Source organism: Streptomyces sp. NBC_01474, from assembly GCF_035918215.1.
GTDB lineage: Bacteria > Actinomycetota > Actinomycetes > Streptomycetales > Streptomycetaceae > Streptomyces > Streptomyces aureus.
This window is the reverse complement of sequence record NZ_CP109449.1, coordinates 542,713-559,543: the sequence shown is the minus strand read 5'-3', so window position 1 is coordinate 559,543 and position 16,831 is coordinate 542,713. Positions and strand designations below refer to the sequence as shown.

Annotated in this window: 15 protein-coding genes and 2 pseudogenes; 13 read left to right on the top strand and 4 right to left on the bottom strand. The window is 70.1% G+C overall.

All coding sequences use genetic code 11. The features are described from left to right. Positions 1-186 precede the first annotated feature (186 nt). The 6 genes from OG758_RS02770 to OG758_RS02745 all read left to right on the top strand — a co-directional run bounded on the left by OG758_RS02770 (position 187) and on the right by OG758_RS02745 (position 6,446). Positions 187-1,716: a sugar ABC transporter ATP-binding protein gene (locus OG758_RS02770; protein ID WP_326708426.1), complete on the top strand. Its 1,530-nt coding sequence runs from the start codon at positions 187-189 to the stop codon at positions 1,714-1,716. Then, complete coding sequence (locus OG758_RS02765; RefSeq protein ID WP_406384537.1) at positions 1,713-2,768, top strand: ABC transporter permease; 1,056 nt, start codon at positions 1,713-1,715, stop codon at positions 2,766-2,768. The genes OG758_RS02770 and OG758_RS02765 overlap by 4 nt, the downstream gene beginning before the upstream one ends. Continuing rightward, entirely contained in the window at positions 2,761-3,798 is a 1,038-nt protein-coding gene (locus OG758_RS02760; RefSeq protein ID WP_326708425.1) for an ABC transporter permease, read from the top strand. Before OG758_RS02765 ends, OG758_RS02760 begins: the two co-directional genes overlap by 8 nt. 61 nt (positions 3,799-3,859) lie before the next feature. Continuing rightward, the gene (rhaS, locus tag OG758_RS02755; RefSeq protein WP_326708424.1) at positions 3,860-4,951 is read left to right on the top strand and encodes a rhamnose ABC transporter substrate-binding protein; all 1,092 of its coding nucleotides are present in this window, start codon (positions 3,860-3,862) and stop codon (positions 4,949-4,951) included. 93 nt (positions 4,952-5,044) lie between these two features. Beyond that, the gene (locus OG758_RS02750) at positions 5,045-5,365 is read left to right on the top strand and encodes an L-rhamnose mutarotase (RefSeq protein WP_326708423.1); all 321 of its coding nucleotides are present in this window, start codon (positions 5,045-5,047) and stop codon (positions 5,363-5,365) included. Positions 5,366-5,426: 61 nt separating this feature from the next. After that, entirely contained in the window at positions 5,427-6,446 is a 1,020-nt protein-coding gene (locus tag OG758_RS02745; protein ID WP_326708422.1) for a LacI family DNA-binding transcriptional regulator, read from the top strand. A gap of 100 nt (positions 6,447-6,546) precedes the next feature. On the opposite strand, the gene OG758_RS02740 is transcribed toward OG758_RS02745, so the two are convergent. Further along, the gene (locus tag OG758_RS02740) at positions 6,547-8,022 is read right to left on the bottom strand and encodes an MFS transporter (protein WP_326708421.1); all 1,476 of its coding nucleotides are present in this window, start codon (positions 8,020-8,022) and stop codon (positions 6,547-6,549) included. Continuing rightward, positions 8,019-9,221, bottom strand: coding sequence for a M20 metallopeptidase family protein (locus tag OG758_RS02735; protein WP_326708420.1), 1,203 nt, complete (start codon positions 9,219-9,221; stop codon positions 8,019-8,021). Before OG758_RS02735 ends, OG758_RS02740 begins: the two co-directional genes overlap by 4 nt. Positions 9,222-9,324: 103 nt before the next feature. Here OG758_RS02735 and OG758_RS02730 point away from each other — a divergent pair, with 103 nt between their 5' ends. The 4 genes and pseudogenes from OG758_RS02730 to OG758_RS02715 all read left to right on the top strand — a co-directional run. Continuing rightward, a complete protein-coding gene (locus tag OG758_RS02730; RefSeq protein WP_326708419.1) occupies positions 9,325-10,365 on the top strand; it encodes an Lrp/AsnC family transcriptional regulator in 1,041 nt (346 codons plus the stop codon). A gap of 100 nt (positions 10,366-10,465) precedes the next feature. Further along, positions 10,466-10,624 (top strand): annotated as a pseudogene (locus OG758_RS02725) (VOC family protein); the annotation flags it as partial. Between the two features lie 48 nt (positions 10,625-10,672). After that, the gene (locus OG758_RS02720; protein ID WP_326708418.1) at positions 10,673-11,530 is read left to right on the top strand and encodes a class I SAM-dependent methyltransferase; all 858 of its coding nucleotides are present in this window, start codon (positions 10,673-10,675) and stop codon (positions 11,528-11,530) included. A gap of 264 nt (positions 11,531-11,794) precedes the next feature. Beyond that, positions 11,795-11,989 (top strand): annotated as a pseudogene (locus tag OG758_RS02715) (alpha-L-rhamnosidase-related protein); the annotation flags it as partial. 50 nt (positions 11,990-12,039) lie between these two features. On the opposite strand, the gene OG758_RS02710 reads toward OG758_RS02715, so the two are convergent. Next, complete coding sequence (locus OG758_RS02710; RefSeq protein WP_326708417.1) at positions 12,040-12,696, bottom strand: class I SAM-dependent methyltransferase; 657 nt, start codon at positions 12,694-12,696, stop codon at positions 12,040-12,042. Positions 12,697-12,903: 207 nt separating this feature from the next. Here OG758_RS02710 and OG758_RS02705 point away from each other — a divergent pair, with 207 nt between their 5' ends. Genes OG758_RS02705 through OG758_RS02695 form a run of 3 tightly spaced genes read left to right on the top strand, consistent with a single transcriptional unit; the run spans position 12,904 to position 16,031 of the window. Beyond that, positions 12,904-13,698 (top strand): 6-phosphogluconolactonase, encoded by a 795-nt coding sequence (locus tag OG758_RS02705; RefSeq protein WP_326708416.1) that lies wholly within the window; start codon positions 12,904-12,906, stop codon positions 13,696-13,698. 24 nt (positions 13,699-13,722) lie between these two features. Beyond that, positions 13,723-15,024, top strand: a complete 1,302-nt coding sequence (locus OG758_RS02700) for a family 4 glycosyl hydrolase (protein ID WP_326708415.1) — start codon at positions 13,723-13,725, stop codon at positions 15,022-15,024. 2 nt (positions 15,025-15,026) lie between these two features. Further along, positions 15,027-16,031 carry a BadF/BadG/BcrA/BcrD ATPase family protein gene (locus tag OG758_RS02695; protein WP_326708414.1) on the top strand — a complete coding sequence of 335 codons (1,005 nt, stop codon included), beginning with the start codon at positions 15,027-15,029 and terminating at the stop codon, positions 16,029-16,031. A gap of 43 nt (positions 16,032-16,074) precedes the next feature. On the opposite strand, the gene OG758_RS02690 is transcribed toward OG758_RS02695, so the two are convergent. Beyond that, positions 16,075-16,827: a GntR family transcriptional regulator gene (locus OG758_RS02690; protein ID WP_326708413.1), complete on the bottom strand. Its 753-nt coding sequence runs from the start codon at positions 16,825-16,827 to the stop codon at positions 16,075-16,077. Positions 16,828-16,831 lie beyond the last annotated feature (4 nt).

Here is a 16,831-nt window from a genome sequence, read left to right as displayed (position 1 = left end):
GCCGCCGGGAGGCGTGGGGGATCGGATTCACCTCTTGACCAGTCCGGCGGGTGGGACTAGCTTCCGGGCAACCCCACTGAAACATTTCATGCCGGGTGACACATGCGGCATTGGTCGGCGCGGGTCCGACACACACCATCCCGGCACACCCCCGGCACATGTCTGGGCACACCCATGGAGACACGCATGACGCATCCTGAACCGGAGACGACTCCGGTGCTCGCGCTGGAGGAGGTGAGCAAATCCTTCGGTGCCGTGCGCGCCCTGCGCGGTGTTTCGCTGCGTCTGTACGCCGGCGAGGCGCACGCCCTGGCCGGCGAGAACGGCGCGGGCAAGTCGACGTTGATCAAGGCCCTCGCCGGGGTGCACCGCCCCGACGCCGGCACGGTCCTGCTCGACGGCGCGCCGGTCGAGTTCCACGGTCCCGCCGATGCACGGGACGCCGGCGTCGCGGTCATCTATCAGGAGCCGACGCTCTTCCCCGATCTGTCCGTCGCCGAGAACATCTTCATGGGCCGCCAGCCCAGGCGATCTCTCAACCGGGTGGACCACAGGGCGGTCAAGCAGGCCGCTGCCGACCTGTTCGCGCGGCTCGGCGTCGACCTCGACCCGGACCAGCCGGCCCGCGGCCTGTCCATCGCCGACCAGCAGCTCGTCGAGATCGCCAAGGCGCTTTCCTTCGACGCTCGCGTCCTGATCATGGACGAGCCGACCGCGGCGCTCACCGGCAGTGAGGTCGCCCGCCTGTTCGGCGTCGTCCAGACGCTGCGCGAGCAGGGCGCCGCCGTGCTGTTCATCTCGCACCGCCTGGAGGAGATCTTCGCGCTCTGCCAGCGCGTCACCACCCTGCGTGACGGCGCCTTGATCGGGAGTGAACCGCTTGAGGGGCTGACCGAGGACGACCTCGTGCGCCGCATGGTCGGCCGCGACCTCGACGAGCTCTACCCCAAGCAGGAGACCGAGGCCGGTGAAGTCGCCCTGCAGGTCCGCAGGCTGACCCGCGAGGGAGTCTTCACCGACGTGTCGTTCGAGGTACGGCGCGGTGAGATCGTCGGCCTCGCGGGTCTCGTGGGCGCCGGCCGCAGCGAGGTGGCCCGCGCCGTGTTCGGCGTGGACCGGTTCGACGGCGGTGAGGTCGAGGTGCTCGGCACCCGCCTCAAGCCGGGCGCGCCCAGTGTGGCCATGGCCGCCGGTCTTGCCCTCGTGCCCGAGGACCGCCGCGCCCAGGGGCTGGTGATGGACATGTCCATCGAGCGGAACATCGGTCTCACCGGCTTCGCCGAGACCACTCGCGCAGGCCTCATGAACCGCAAGGCCGAGCGCAGCCGCAGCGTCGACTGGGCTGTAAAGCTCCAGGTCAAGTACGCGCGTCTCGCCGATGTCGTCGGCACGCTCTCCGGTGGCAACCAGCAGAAGGTCGTGCTGGCCAAGTGGCTCGCCACCGGGCCGCAGGTGCTGATCGTGGACGAGCCGACGCGGGGGATCGACGTCGGGACGAAGGCGGAGGTGCACCGGCTGTTGTCGTCGCTCGCCGCCGAGGGCGTCGCCGTCCTGATGATTTCCTCCGACCTGCCGGAGATCCTCGGCATGGCCGATCGGGTGCTGGTGATGCATGAGGGCCGGCTCACCGCCGAGATCCCGCGGGCCGAGGCCACTGAGGAGACCGTGATGGCTGCCGCCACCGGCCGTACGAAGGAACGGAGTGCGGCCGCGTGACCATGACCGCCCAGCCCGTGCGGAGCGAATCCGCAGCCCGGCCCACCGCGTCGCGGCAGTTCATCGACAAGGTGTTCAAGGCCCGCGAACTGGCCGTCGCCGTCGTCCTCGTCGTGATGCTGCTCGCCACCCAGATATCCAACGGCGAGTTCCTGTCCGAGCAGGGCGTCAAGGACCTGCTCCTGAACTCGACGATCCTCGTCCTCGTCGCCACCGGCCAGGCCGTCGTCGTCATCACCCGTAACGTCGACCTGTCCGTCGGCTCGGTGCTCGGTATTTCCGCCTTCGCCGCGGGCAGCTACTTGCAGAGCGGCGGAAACTCTCTGATCGCCGTGCTCCTGGCCGTCGCGCTCGGCGCCGTCTTCGGTGCGCTCAACGGCGCGCTCGTCAGCCTCGGCAAGGTGCCCGCCCTCGTCGTCACCCTCGGCACGCTGTACGTGGTCCGCGGCATCGACTCCATCTGGGTCGGCTCCAGACAGATCACTGCGGACGGTCTGCCGAGCGGCTTCGTCGACTTCGGCACCAACGGGATCTCGGTCGTGCCCTACCTGGCACTGCTGACCGTCGCCGTGCTGCTCTGCGTGGGCTACTGCCTTCGCAGCTACCGCAGCGGCCGCGACATGTACGCGCTCGGCTCCAGCCCCGAGGCCGCCAATTTGGCGGGTGTCCCGGTGCGCAAGCGCATCATGACCGCGTACGTCCTGTGCGGCGCGCTCGCGGGTCTGGCCGGCGCCCTGTACCTGGCGCGGTTCGGCAACGTCGACTCCGCGACGGGCAACGGCTACGAACTCACCGTGGTCAGTGCCGTCGTCGTCGGCGGCGTCGCCTTCACCGGCGGCGCGGGGACCGTTTACGGCGCGGCCCTCGGCGCGTTGCTGCTGACCTCCATCAACAGCGTCCTGCCTGCTCTCGGCGTCAGCTCCGTCTGGGTCACCGCGATCAACGGCCTCCTGCTGCTGCTGGCCATCGCCGTGGACCGGATCCTGGCGCTGCGCGTCGCAGCAGTGCTGCGCAAGCAGGCCGCACAGATGAGGAGTGCCCGCCATGACTGACATCACGGCTCCCAAGCCCACAGCCCGCCGCGGCCTGGGCGGAGCGGTCCGCTGGGACGCGGCGGTCGGCGTCCTGCTCGTTCTCCTGCTGCTGTTCTCGTTCTCGTTCGTCGACAACTTCGGCAACGCGCTCAACGTGTCGTTCCTGATCGGCAACACGCTCCCGATCGCGCTCATCGCGCTCCCGATGACGATGCTCGTCGTCTCCGGCGAGGTCGATCTTTCCGTGGGCTCGACGGTCGGCCTGTCCGGCGCCGTGATGGGCGCGCTGTGGAACCAGGGCATGGCCATCGAGACGATCATCCCGATCTGTCTCGTACTGGGTGTCGTCTGCGGCCTGATCAACGGCCTGCTCGTGACCCGCCTCGGCCTGCCGTCCCTCGCCGTCACGATCGGCACCATGGCCGCCTACCGTGGCATCGCCCAGATCGTCCTCGGCTCCGACTCGGTCACCGACTTCCCGTCCCAGTACCTGGACTTCGGTGCCGGCCGCTTCGGCGACACTTTCATCCCGTACGCCGCCCTCCCGTTCGTCGTGCTGCTCGCCATCGCCGTGGTCGTCCTGCACGGCACGCCGGTCGGCCGCTCGCTCTTCGCGATCGGCGCCAGCGAGGAGGCCGCACGGTTCGCAGGCATCCGCGTCAAGCGGCTCAAGCTGTCCATGTTCGTGACGACCGGCCTGCTGTCCGCGCTCACCGGCGTCTTCTGGACCCTGCACTACGCCAGCGCCCGTTACGACAACGCGAGCGGCCTCGAACTCTCCGTCATCGCCGCCGTGTTGCTCGGCGGGATCGACTTCGACGGCGGCAAGGGCACTCTCGGCGGCGCCGTCGCCGGTGTGTTTCTGCTCGGCACGCTGCAGAACGTGATGAGCCTCGTCAACGTCTCCGCCCAGTCCCAGATCCTCGTCACCGGCGTCCTGCTGGTGATCTCCGTACTCGCCCCGCGTGTCGGCCGGCAGCTCGCTCAGGCCAGAGCAAGGAAGAAGACGGCGGCGCCGTCTCCCTCGCCGGCGCCCGCCACCTCGTAGGGCAGCCAACTCCCGTTCCGTCCCCGCTGTACACCGTCGTACTCCGCAAAGGCAGGACCTCATGTCTCTCAGCAGCACCGCCAGAACCCGTCGGCTCGGCATGGCGCTCGCCGTCACCACCACCCTCGTCCTCGGGGCCACCGCCTGCGGCGGCACCACCAAGGACGACGCCAACAAGGAGGCCGCGAAGTCCGCAGCCGCGGGCAAGGCCGACCCGAACGCGGCCACCAAGAAGGGCCTCACGGTCGCCTTCCTGCCCAAGCAGGTCAACAACCCCTACTTCACCGTGGCCGACAACGGCGGCAAGAAGGCGGTGCAGCAGCTGGGCTCGACGTACAAGGAGGTCGGCACCAGCAGCGGCACCGACACCTCCGGTCAGGTCTCCTACGTCAACACCCTCACCCAGCAGCAGTCGGACGCCATCGCCGTGTCCGCGCAGGACCCGGGCGCCCTGTGCACAGCGCTCAAGCAGGCGATGAAGAACGGCGTCAGCGTCGTCACGTACGACTCCGACACCAAGGCCGACTGCCGCAACGTGTTCGTCTCGCAGGCCAGCGCCGAGGACCTCGGTCGCACCCAGGTGCAGCAGATGGCCAAGCAGATCGGCGGCAAGGGCGAGATCGCGATTCTCTCGGCGGCCCAGACGGCCACCAACCAGAACACGTGGATCGACTACATGAAGGACGAGCTGAAGAAGCCCGAGTACAAGGACATCAAGCTCGTCACGACGGCCTACGGGGACGACGACGCCCAGAAGTCGTTCCAGCAGACCCAGGGCCTGCTCCAGGAGCACCCGAAGCTGAAGGGGATCATCTCCCCGACCACCGTCGGCATCAAGGCCGCCGCCCAGTACCTGTCGGGTTCGAAGTACAAGGGCAAGGTCAAGCTGACCGGCCTCGGCACCCCCAACGACATGCGCGCCTACGTCAAGAACGGCACCGTCGAGGCCTTCGAGCTGTGGGACCCGGCCGCGCTCGGCGCGCTCGCCGCACACACCGCCGTCGCCCTGGAGTCGGGGCAGATCACCGGCAAGGAGGGCGAGACGTTCAAGGCCGGCGACCTCGGATCGTTCACCATCGGCAAGGACGGTGTGGTCTCCCTCGGCAAGCCGACCGTCTTCGACAAGAAGAACATCGACAACTTCAAGTTCTGAGCCGCACACGATCTGAGCCGTACACAAGAGGGGCCGGGGCCGTCACACCAGGTGCGACGGCCCCGACGCCACGAACATGCAAGGGTGATGAGGATGCGGCGAGTCTGCTTCCTGCTCAAGGTCAAAACCGACCGGATCGACGAGTACCGCCTGCGCCACGCGGACGTGTGGCAGGAGATGCGCGACGCGCTGACCGCCGCCGGCTGGCACAACTACTCCCTCTTCCTGCGCGAGGACGGCCTGCTCGTCGGCTACCTGGAGACCGAGGACTTCGACGCGGCCCGCGCCGCCATGGACGCCACCGACGTCAATGCGCGCTGGCAGGCCGAAATGGGATCGTTCTTCGAGGATCTGGACGAGCAGGCTCCCGACGCCGCGATGCGTCCGCTCTCCGAGATCTTCCACCTCGCCTGAGCGGCCGGCAGGCGCGGGGCCGTTTGGATGAGCAGTGTTCAGAGTACGTAGAGGGGAACGCATGACGGTTGGCATCAAGGACGTGGCGCAGCAGGCAGGCGTCTCCGTAGGCACGGTCTCCAACGTCCTCAACCAGCCGGATCGCGTCTCGGCGCCCACCCGCCGGCACGTTCAGGACGTCATCACCCGGCTCGGCTACGTCCGCAGCGAGTACGCTCGCCAGCTGCGGGCCGGACGCAGCCGCATCATCTCGCTGCTCGTCCTCGACATGGCCAACCCGTTCTTCGTCGACATCGCGCGCGGCGCCGAGCGCGCAGCACGCGACGCCGGGCTCGGCGTGATGGTCTGCAACAGCGGCCAGAGCCCGACCGAGGAGGCCGACTACCTCGCTCACTTCGCCGAGCAGCGGGTGCGCGGCGCCCTCATCGCACCGGCCGACCCCAGCGGGCAGACCGTGCGGAACTTCCGGCGGCACGGTATCCCCTACGTCGTGGTGGATCGGGTCACCGGGGACGAGGAGGGGTGCTCGGTGGCCGTCGACGACGAGATGGGCGGTGCGCTCGCCCTGCGCCACCTCGTCGCGCAGGGCCATCGCCGCATCGCCTTCGTCAGCGGCCCGCCGCACCTGAGGCAGGTCCAGGACCGGCGCACCGGCGCCCTCCAGGCCCTGTCCGAGGCCGGCCTGTCGTCCGACGTCCTGCGCGAACTGCCCACCGAGCGCATGGACGTGGCCGCGGGCCGCGACGCAGGCGCCCGCCTCCTCGGCCTGGCCGACCGCCCCACCGCCGTGTTCTGCGCCAACGATCTGCTCGCCCTCGGTGTCCTCCAGGCGCTGTACGCGGCAGGGGTCAAGGTCCCCGAGGACATGGCGCTCGTCGGCTACGACGACATCGAGTTCGCCGCGGCCGCGACCGTCCCCCTCACCTCGGTGCGCCAGCCGGCTTTCACGCTGGGCACCATCGCCGCAGGTCTACTGCTGGAGGAAACCGGTCCGACGGCGAGGGACCACCGGCATCAACACGTGATCCTTCAGCCGGAGTTGGTGGTGCGCCAGTCGAGCATGGGCGGCCACGACGGCTAGGGCCTCCCGTCTGGATCACGCCGGGCTCGCGGGGGTCCCGACCCGCAGGACCCCGCTCGCTGATCCGGCCTGATCCAAACGAAAACCCTGGCGGCGAGTGTCAGTTGATCGCAGTGCCGGCCTTCGCGAGCGTGCCCGCCCGTCGCCCGGCGCCCAGGCGCGCGAGCAGTTGCCCACCCGCCGCCAGGACGCTCACCCCGAGACCCAGGCCCCAGACGGTCAGATACGCGGAGAGCGCCGGAGTGTCCGTCGTCCCGACGACCAGCGTGCCGAGGACCGCGGCGAACACCGCCCCGGCAACACTGCCGCCGAGTGTCTTGAGGTTGTTGTAGACGGCGGCGGCGCTGGCCGTGCGGTCGGGGGCGGTGCCCTCCACCACGACCGACGGGAGTCCGCCGAGGGCGAGTCCCATGCCGATGCCCACCACCCCGTACGCCACCACGAACAGCGGCAGTGTGGAGTGGGCGGCCATCAGTCCGGCGTTGCCGACCGCGATCAAGGCGAACGCGCCGAGGAGCGTGCGCGCGTAGCCGAAGCGGGCCGCGACCCCCGCGCACAGCACCGATCCCAGGAAGGCCATCACGTGCGGGATCGCGCCCCAGACACTGATCTGCCAGGTGGCCAGGCCGAATCCGTAGCCCCCGTCTCCCGGAGACGCCGCGAGGTAGCTGACGGCCACCCCCTGTCCTCCCATCATCACCGCGCCGAGTACGAACCCGGAGGCGTAATGAGGAGCCGCTCGCCGACGGGCCACCGCCCGGAGGTCCACCAAGGCGTGTGGGCGGGACAGTTGGACGCGGGCCCACCACCACAGCACCCCGCAGGACAGTGCCGCGGCGCCGAGCGTGCGCGGGGAGAGCCACCCCCAGGCCGTGCCGCGCGAGATCGTGCCGAGCACCGTCACCAGGGCGACCGCGAGGAGTACGGCTCCCACCCAGTCCATGCGGCCGGTCGCCCGGGTGGCCGACTCGGGGACGGCGAGGAAGGACACGACGAGGCACCCGACGGCCAGGGCCGCCAGGACGGCGAGCGTGGGACGCAGACCGCCGACGGCCGAGAGCAGCGGCCCCACCAGCGCATGGCCGAGGAGCGATCCGAGGGTGAGCGACCCGACCAGGAGCCCGACGGCGCGGCGCCCGCCGCTGACGTCGAGACGGTCGCGGACGAGGCCGATCTCCAGCGGCAGCAGCGCGGCCAACGGGCCCATGAGTGCCCTGCCGAGCAGCAGGACCGTCAGGTTCGGCGCGAGGGCGACCAGGACGGTGCCCACCGCGACACAGCCGAGCGCCACGCGGATGAAGCGCCGGTGGCCGTACAGGTCACCGAGGCGGCCGAAGGCCGGGACGCTGACGGCGGCCGCGAGGAACTGGACGGTCGTGAACCACTGGGCCTGGGCGGTGCTGAGGTGCTGCCACTTCTCGACCTCCGGGATCAGTGGCGGCGCGGCGCCCTGAAGAAGTCCACTCACCAGCTCGAAGGCGACGAGCAGACCCACCACGGCGGTGACCTTTGCCGGGGCGGGAGGCGAGGCGGTTCGCGACGTGGGGCCGCCGTCGGCCTTCCCGGCCGCCGTCATGTCGCCGCGCCCGCGGCGAGGCGGCGCTCGGCGAGTTCGGTGAGGAGGGCGGCCTGGCGGTACAGGACCCGGTCGTCGAAGACGGCGTGCGGTGAGTGGTTCATCGGGGCCTCCTCCAGGTCCACGCCCTCGGGAGCCGCTCCGACGAGGAGCATCGAGCCGGGGGTACGCCGGAGAACGAACGCGAAGTCCTCCGATCCGTTCGCCGGGTGCGGGGCCTGCCATGCCTGGTCGGCGCCGAACAGGTCGCGGGCCGTGTCGAGGGCGAAGGCGGTCTCACCGGGTTCGTTGACGGTGACCGGATAGGCCACGTCGTAGTGGACCTCGGCCTCGATGCCGTGCGCGGCCGCGATGCCGTGGACCAGCCGGGGCAGGCCCTCGACGAGGCGCTCGTGGTTGGCCTCCGAATAGCTGCGCACCGTGGCCTCGAACTCGGCCGTCTCCGGGATGACGTTCTGCTTCGTACCGGCGTGGAAACTGCCCACGGTGACGACGACCGGGTCGAAGATGTCGAAGCGCCGGGTCACCCAGTTCTGCAGGGCGGTGACGATCTCGCAGGCGACCGGGACCGGGTCCTTGGCGCTGTGCGGGGTCGCGCCGTGCCCGCCCTTGCCGCGCACCGTCACCCGCAGCACGTCGGAGGCGGAGGTGATGGTGCCGGGACGGGACACGATCGTGCCGCCGGGGACCCGGTTGGCAGCGACGTGCAGCGCGTAGGCCGCCTCGAGGGGCTTGCCCGCCGCGTCGAGCACCCCCTCCTCGATCATCGCGCCCGCGCCGTTGTGGCCCTCTTCCCCGGGCTGGAACATGAACACCACATCGCCCCGCAGATGTTCACGGCGTTCGGCGAGCAGCGTGGCCGCGCCGACGAGTCCGGCGGTGTGCAGGTCGTGCCCGCAGGCGTGCATGGCACCCGGGGTCCGCGAGGCGTACTCCACCCCCGTCCTTTCGGTGACGGGCAGGGCGTCCATATCGCCGCGGAGCAGTACGGCGCCGCCCGGATGACCCCCGCGCAGGACCGCCGTCACAGAGCTGAGGTTCTTGCCGAGGGTGATGTCCAGCGGGAGGCCGTCGAGAGCCGCGAGGACCTTCTCCTGGGTGCAGGGCAGCTGGAGTCCGAGCTCGGGTTCACGGTGCAGGGAGCGCCGCAGCGCCGCCAGTTCCGGCTGGAGTTCCCTGGCTCGTTCCGTGGTCGACATGCTGGATGAACCTCCTGGTACGGTGCCGGCGATAACGAGGCCAGACTGATGCCATGAGGCACTTCGAAGTCGAAACTCCCAGGGAAGACGCAGGAGCGGCGTGATGACGCAGGATTCCATGCATGCGCTGGACCACGTGGATCAAGCTCTGGTGCACGCGCTCCAGATCGCGCCGCGGGCCGGCTGGGCCCGGATCGGCGCCGCGCTCGGCATGGACGCCGTGACGGTCGCCCGGCGCTGGAACCGGCTCACCGACACGGGCGCGGCCTGGATCAGCTGCCACCCCGCACCGGCCATGGCGACGTCAGGCCAGGGCTGCCTGGCCTTCGTCGAGGTCGACTGCGCGAACGGCAGCCTGCCGTCGGTCGCCCGCGAACTCGCCGAGGAGCGACACGTGTCCGCCGTCGCGCACGTCAGCGGCGACCGCGACCTGCTCCTGACGGTCATGGCGCCGGACCAGGTCGCGCTCACGCGCTGGGTGACCCACCGGCTCGGCTCGATGGACGGCATCGTCACGACCCGTACTCACCTGGCGAGCACCGTCTACGCGGAGGGGAGCAGGTGGCGCCTGCGCGCGCTCGACGGGGACCAGATCTCCCGCCTCACGGCGGAGGAGGCGGTGGGTCCCGACGCGCCGGTGTTCCCGCTCACCGCCCTCGACCACCGTCTCGTCGCCGCGCTGTCGGTCGACGGGCGTGCCACGTATCGCGCTCTCGCGGACGCCTGCGAGGTGAGTGCCGACACCGTCCGCCGCCGGATGGGCCGGCTCTTCGCGGCGGGCATGGTGCAGACGCGGTGCGAGGTGGCGCGCCCCCTGTCGCAGTGGCCGGTGTCGGTGTACTTGTGGGGTCAGGTCGCGCCCGGGGACCTTCGGGCCGTGTCCGCGCAGGTCACCGGCATGCGCGAGGTGCGTCTGTGTGCCGGGGTGATCTCCCGTCACAATCTCAAACTCGTTGCCTGGGTCCGCTCGCTCGACGATGCCCAGCGCTTCGAGGTGCGGCTCGCAGAGCGCGTGCCCGGGCTGACCGTCGCCGACAGGGCGGTGGCCCTGTGGCCGATGAAGTTGAACGGTCATCTGCTGGACGAGCGGGGATACCGTGTGGGGGCGGTACCGCTCGACGTCAGCGGGCTGCCGCACGTCTGAGGGCCCATCCGCTTTCCCCGCCGGCCGGCGTCGACGCTCGAACGCGCCGCCTTGCCGCTCCGTCGCTCGGTACATGCCACGTCCTTGGACGCCACGGTGGCTCCCCGAGAACCGAGAGCCGCAGACGCGGATCATGCTGAAGGTGCCGGATGCGGACGAGTTCCGCCTCGATCCTGTGGTCGAGATGGTCACGCCGTTCGAGGACACCCATTACGGGACCAAGGAGATGACTGTCCGCGACCCCGACGGGCGACTTTGAAGCCTCCAGGCTCCCGCCAAGAACTGACCGCAACGAAAGAGGCACACCATGGCAGACGAGCAGACCGAGGCACCGGACAGCAGCGCGGTGCGGACCGCCCTCTGGCGGGCGATGCACGTCCAGGTCGACCCGCCCCCGCATGTGGTCGAGGACGAGATCGGCCTGCAGCTGGCAGGCCCCGGTGATGACTGGCGCGACCGCCCGGACATGGACCCCCAGACCACCAGCGGGTTCCGGGCGGCCATCGTCGCCCGCGCTCGCTTCATCGAGGACCTGATCGCCGAGCAGGCAGACCACGGCGTGACCCAGTACGTCATCCTGGGAGCCGGCCTGGACACCTTCGCCCAGCGCAGGCCGGAACTCGCCTCCCGCCTTCGGATCTTCGAGGTCGACCAGCCCCGCCCTCAGGCGTGGAAGCGCCAACGCCTGGTCGAACTCGGCTATGGCATCCCCAACTGGCTGCACCTGGTGCCGGTCGACTTCGAGGCCAGTGCGTCCTGGTCCGGGCAGCTGGCCGCTGCCGGCTTCGATCCTGGCCGGCCGACGGTCATCGTCTCCACCGGCGTCACCATGTACCTCACCAAGGACGCCACCGCGGCCACCCTGCGCCAGATTGCCGAACTCGCACCTGGCTCGACGCTCGCCATGACATTCCTGCTGCCGACCGAACTTGTCGATGCCGCCGACCGCCCCGGCCTGCGGGCGAGCAAGGAAGGCGCGCAAGCATCCGCAACACCGTTCATCAGCTTCTACACCCCGCAGGAAATGCTGACACTGGCCCACGGAGCCGGCTTCAAAGACGTCCGACACGTGTCTGGAGCCTTGCTCGCCGAGCGCTACTTCGCCGATCGCACCGACGGCCTTCGCCCGTCAAGCGGAGAGGACCTGCTACTGGCCACCACCTGACCTCTCGTCGACGCTGTCTGGCAGTCGTCCATCCGGAAGCGAGCAACTCGCGGATGAACGGCTCACGGTCATGGCGCAGATGGGCTGCTACCTCCTTGAAGACTGGGTGCAGGGAGGGGCGCCGGGCCGTGTGCTCGTCTTCAGCTTCGACGAAGACCTGCTGTTCCCAGTAGGCAGTGAGGCAGTGCGCCACATCGACCAGCCGACGACGGTCTTCCGGGGGGTATGTCGGGAAACGCACTCATCGGCCGCGCGTTGAAGCCCTCAACCCGCTTCCTGGGCGGCAACGTCCTGGCTCCCGTCCTCACCGACGAAGGCCGCGCCGACCTCGCCTACAAGCTGCCGCACCAGAACGCCGTGCCGTCCTGGCTCCACTCTGTGGACAACGGCGCGACGACGGTCTGGGAGCGCTGGAGCTCCTGCTCGAAGGACACTCATCACCATGAAGGCTCAGGGCCTGAACCGTAAAGCCCTGGCACAGAGCGCTGGTTGAAGAAGTCCGAGGCTGCTCAGGGGCGTCTCCACACGAGCGTGTAGCGCCAGAACAGCCGTCGTCGCAGGCGCGCGCCGGGGAGGACGTTTCTGGCTTCCCGGACGATGTCGTCAAAGGTCATGTCCGCTGAGCGTGTGCGGGCCGTCATGGAGACGGGTCGGGGTGACGGGCGGCCTTTGTTCTTCAGCCAGCCCGTGGCGGCGTTGGCCGGCATCGCGATGACACCGAGCAAGTAGTCCACCGGGGTCTGAGCGCGGCACAGGCCGACGACGATCAAGGTCCCTCGCGGCGCGAGATGACGGCGGAAACGGGTGAGCGCCTCGGTGAACGGCAAGTGGTGGATCGTGGCGACGCACGTGATGGCGTCGTAGGGGCCGGCAGGGAACTCGGCAATTGCATCGGCCACGGTGAAGGTCACGGGAAGCGCATCAGGAGTCAGCTTGCGCGCCTGGACGGAGATCGCCGGATCGGAATCGACTGCCTGGACGGAGGCGGCACGTCCGGCCAGGAGCCTTGCAAGGTCACCGCTGCCTGAACCGACGTCCAGAGCGCGGGGGAAGCGTCTCGGCAGTTGCCGCAGGATCCAGCGATGGTAGTGGGCGTTGTGATCCCAGGGGTAGGTGGCGTTGAACCGCTCAAGAGCCCGGAGGACGCGCGGGGGCAGGATCTTCATCCACTCAGTTCACCAAGTACCGGCAGTGTGCACAGTCGGTTCTGGAGGAAAGGTCAACGGGCGGGGGCGAACACACTGCCGGGCGCTCAAGCGCAGTCGGGACGATATCCATGGGTTCGGCATACGCGAACGCAAGAACCTCTTGTTCAGACCAGTCGGCCCAAGCTAGCCTCTCTGGCATAACTGGTATGCAGAGGAGCTGGCCTGGTGCGCGTATCGCCGATCGTGTTCGACGACCCGGAAGCCCTGGGGCGCGCCCTCGCGGCGGAGATCGCTGACGAGATCGGGGAGGCGGCCCACGAGGGCCGGCCGTATGCTCTCGGCTGCCCCGGCGGACGCAGCGCCCTGTCCACCTACCGCGCGCTCGCCGACGAGGCCGCCCGACGCGCCCTGGACCTGGGTCACGTCACGATCGTCATGATGGACGAGTACCTGGAGCGCGACGAGGCCACGGGCGGCTTCCGGCGCATCGACCCGTCGCTGCCCCACTCGTGCCTCCGCTTCGGGCTGGTGGAGATCGTGCAGCGGCTCAACGAGGCTGTGGGCGCGGGGCGCGGAATCGACCGCGACCGGCTCTGGGTGCCCGACCCCGCGGACCCCGAGGAGTACGACAAGCGAATCGCCGGCCTCGGCGGCATCGACCTGTTCATCCTCGCCTCGGGCGCGGGCGACGGGCACATCGCCTTCAACCCGCCGGGCACCGCAGTCTCGACCCGTACTCACATCACCCCGCTCGCCGAGCAGACCCGCCGCGACAACCTGGCCACGTTCCCGACGTTCGGCGGCCTCGACGACGTACCGCGCCACGGCGTGACCGTCGGCATCGCGACCATCAAGGAGCAGTCCGCGCGCGCCGTCATGGTGGCCCACGGGGCGGACAAGGCCCTGACCGCCCGGCGTCTCGGCGCGGCCGACCGCTACCAGTCCGACTGGCCGGCCACGGTACTCAGTGACTGCGCCCGGCCCTGGCTTTTCCTCGACACCGCCGCCGCACACGGCTGACGGCAAGCCCACCCAAGGAGAGAGATGGCCCGCATCAAGCTCGCGTACCTCGGTGGCGGTTCCTCACGCGCACCCGGCACGATGGCCTCGTTCATGCACCACGGCGAGGAGTTCGACGGCTCGGAGTTCGTGCTGATCGATCTCGACCCCGACCGTCTCGAGGTCGTGAAGACGATCACCGAGAAGATGGCCCGCAACGCAGGTCTGGACATCACCGTCACGACCGCCACCGACCAGCGTGAGGGGCTGCGCGACGTCGACGCGGTGCTCTCCAGCTTCCGCCCAGGCGGCTTCGAGGCCCGGGCGCTGGACGAGCGGATCCCGCTCAAGCACGGCGTCATCGGCCAGGAGACGCAAGGGCCCGGCGGGATGATGATGTCGCTGCGCTCCGTGCGGATCATGCGGCAGCTGTGTGAGAACCTCGCCCAAGTCGCCCCCAGGGCGCGGATCTTCAACTACACGAACCCGGTCAACATCGTCTCGCAGGCGGTGGCGGACAACACCGACATCCCGATTGTGTCCTTCTGCGAGGGCCCGATCTGCTTCCCGCCCGTCGTCGCCAGGGCGGCAGGTCTCGACCCGGACAAGCTCAAGGCCAACCTGGTCGGCGTCAACCACAACTGCTGGTCGAACGAGGCGACGTACGACGGCGAGGACGTCTTCCCGATCCTGCGCGAGCGGTGGAAGGCCGTCAAGGACGACCCGACCGTCGACCTGCACCTCAAGCGGGTGCTGCACCTGGCCGTCACGATGGAGTCCATTCCGTCCGACTACTTCCTCTACTACTACTTCCGCGAAGAGCGCCTGCGCGAGCTCCAGTTGTCGCCGATGACGCGCTCCGAGACCATCCTGTCCGAGCTGCCCGGTTACTGGGACCACTACCACGAGCAGGCGGCCTCCGACGCTCCGGAGCTGGACCCCTCACGCTCCCGCGGCGGCATCCACGAGCTCGAGCTCGCCATCGACGCGATCAGCGCCTTCTACAACGACACCGGCGCCCGGCTCCCGTTCAACATCCCCAACACCGGCCTTTTCCTGCCCGGGTTCGACGAGTCCACCGTCGTGGAGGTGTGGGGCACCGTGGACGCCAAGGGCTTCCACCCCGAGCAGCAGCGCCCCCTGCCGAACTCGGTGCTCGGGATCACTCAGGCCCTCGCCCAGTACCAGATCCTCGCCGCCAGGGCCGCCTGGGACGGCACCCGCGCCGACGCCGTGCGCGCCATGGCCGCCAACCCGCTCGTCCCGTCGCTCACGGTGGCCGAGGCACTCTACGACGAGATGGCGGTGGCCCAGCGCCAGTGGCTGCCGGAGAGGCTGCTGCCGTAACCATGGGAGAGCTCTACCTCGGCGTCGACGCCGGCAACAGCAAGACGGCCGCGCTGGTGTGCACGGCCGCCGGCGAGATTGTCGGCTACGGCCGCTCGGGCTGCGGCGACATCTACGGGGCGCCCACGTCGTCCGACGCCGTGGCCGAGGTGGCCGCGGCGGTCGGCGACGCGCTGGCCGGGGCAGGCGTCGCCATGGCCGGCATCGCCGGGGCGGCGTTCCGGCTTGCCGGCGTCGACTGGCCCGAGGACTGCGCGTTCTGGGACACCGCGCTGCGCGAGAAGTACCCCACGCTGCGCCGGCGTTCGATCCTCAACGACGGCTACGCCGCGATCCGTTGCGGCGAGCCGTCGGGGGTGGGGGTCGCGGTCATCGCCGGCACCGCCGCGGCCGTCGCGGCGCGCGGTCCGGGTGGCGCGGTGTGGGACCTGGGCTGGTGGCCCCAGCACTCCATGGGGGCGGCGGGCCTGGCCGAGGAGGCGCTCAAGGCCGTCTACCTCGCCGACCTCGGCCTGGGGTCGAAGACATCATTGACCGAGGGGCTGCTGGAGTTCTTCGGCAGGTCCAGCGTCTTCGAGCTCAACCGCTGGTTCACCCGCCGCGAGGGCGCGGCTCCGTGGCAGGAGAAGCCGCGGGCCGCGCGGGTGGTCACCGCCGCGGCGGAGGCAGGTGACCAGGTCGCGCAGGTCATCGTGCGCGAGCAGGGACGGCGCCTGGCGATGTACGCGGGTGTGGCCGCGCGCAAGGCCGGCCTCGCGGACGGCCCGGGGAAGGTGAGTGTGGTGCTCTCCGGCTCGGTCCTGATGGCCGTCGAGTCGCCCGTCGCCGATGCCCTGCTGGCCGAGCTCGACGGCCATGTGCCGGGCGTCGTCCCGCATCGCGCGGTCGTCCCACCGGTCGCGGGCGCGGCCCTGGACGCCCTGGGCGAGTCCGGCATCCCCGTCACCCCTGCGGTGACCGACCGGATCGCCGCGACCCTGCCGCCCAAGGAGTTCCTGGCCACCTGACGCCTGCCCGGGGAGGCTGCCCCGGGGTCGCTCCCAAGCCGCCCTACAGGGGACGGAACAGGTCGGCCTGGAAGCGGTAGGCGTCACTGCGATAGGACATCGCCCCGGCGAGGACGGGGGTTTCGTCGGCCGTGTAGGCGACCTCGTCCCCGATGAGCACGGGCGCCCCCGCATCGATGCCGAGCAGTTCTGCTGTCTGCTCGTCGGCGGCGTCCGCCCGCACGGTGTAGGAGCTGCGCGCGATCCGGATCCCGCACTCATGCTCCAGCGCCTCGTACAGCGAACGGTCCGTCATGTCGAGCGAGGCCAGCGCCGGGGCGTTGGCGACGACGCTGACATCGAGGCAGATCGGCACGTTGTCCATCGAGCGAAGGCGGCGCAGTTCGACCACGCGGGCCGCCGGGGCGATGCGCAGTCGCTCCGCCTCCTCGAACGTGGCCGGGCGCTCCCGCATCTGCAGGACTCTCGCCTGCGCGGTCAGCCCGCGTGCCCGCGCCATCTCCGAGAAGCTCTGCAGGGTGCTCGGAGGTTCCCCCACCACTTCACGCGCCACGAACCAGCCACGCTGTGAGGAGCGTTCGAGGCGGCCCTCGTCGTTGAGCAGCCCGAGGGCGACGCGCAGCGTGGAGCGGCTGACCCCGAGGCTCGTCGCGAGATCGCGCTCGCCGGGAAGGCGGCTCCCCGGGGGGAACGAGCCCCGGCGCAGGGCGTCCCCGAGTTTGCGGTAGGTCTGCGCGACCGCCGTGCCCACCGCCTGCTCCTGGCCCACTGGTTCCTCGGCCTGCACGAGGGCCACCTCC

Excerpts from the sequence above, each read along its gene's own strand:
- OG758_RS02770 (WP_326708426.1), top strand. The coding sequence starts at position 187 with ATGACGCATCCTGAACCGGAGACGACTCCGGTGCTCGCGCTGGAGGAG.
- OG758_RS02760 (WP_326708425.1), top strand. The coding sequence starts at position 2,761 with ATGACTGACATCACGGCTCCCAAGCCCACAGCCCGCCGCGGCCTGGGC.
- rhaS (WP_326708424.1), top strand. The coding sequence starts at position 3,860 with ATGTCTCTCAGCAGCACCGCCAGAACCCGTCGGCTCGGCATGGCGCTC.
- OG758_RS02750 (WP_326708423.1), top strand. The coding sequence starts at position 5,045 with ATGCGGCGAGTCTGCTTCCTGCTCAAGGTCAAAACCGACCGGATCGAC.
- OG758_RS02745 (WP_326708422.1), top strand. The coding sequence starts at position 5,427 with ATGACGGTTGGCATCAAGGACGTGGCGCAGCAGGCAGGCGTCTCCGTA.
- OG758_RS02740 (WP_326708421.1), bottom strand. The coding sequence starts at position 8,022 with ATGACGGCGGCCGGGAAGGCCGACGGCGGCCCCACGTCGCGAACCGCC.
- OG758_RS02735 (WP_326708420.1), bottom strand. The coding sequence starts at position 9,221 with ATGTCGACCACGGAACGAGCCAGGGAACTCCAGCCGGAACTGGCGGCG.
- OG758_RS02730 (WP_326708419.1), top strand. The coding sequence starts at position 9,325 with ATGACGCAGGATTCCATGCATGCGCTGGACCACGTGGATCAAGCTCTG.
- OG758_RS02720 (WP_326708418.1), top strand. The coding sequence starts at position 10,673 with ATGGCAGACGAGCAGACCGAGGCACCGGACAGCAGCGCGGTGCGGACC.
- OG758_RS02710 (WP_326708417.1), bottom strand. The coding sequence starts at position 12,696 with ATGAAGATCCTGCCCCCGCGCGTCCTCCGGGCTCTTGAGCGGTTCAAC.
- OG758_RS02700 (WP_326708415.1), top strand. The coding sequence starts at position 13,723 with ATGGCCCGCATCAAGCTCGCGTACCTCGGTGGCGGTTCCTCACGCGCA.
- OG758_RS02695 (WP_326708414.1), top strand. The coding sequence starts at position 15,027 with ATGGGAGAGCTCTACCTCGGCGTCGACGCCGGCAACAGCAAGACGGCC.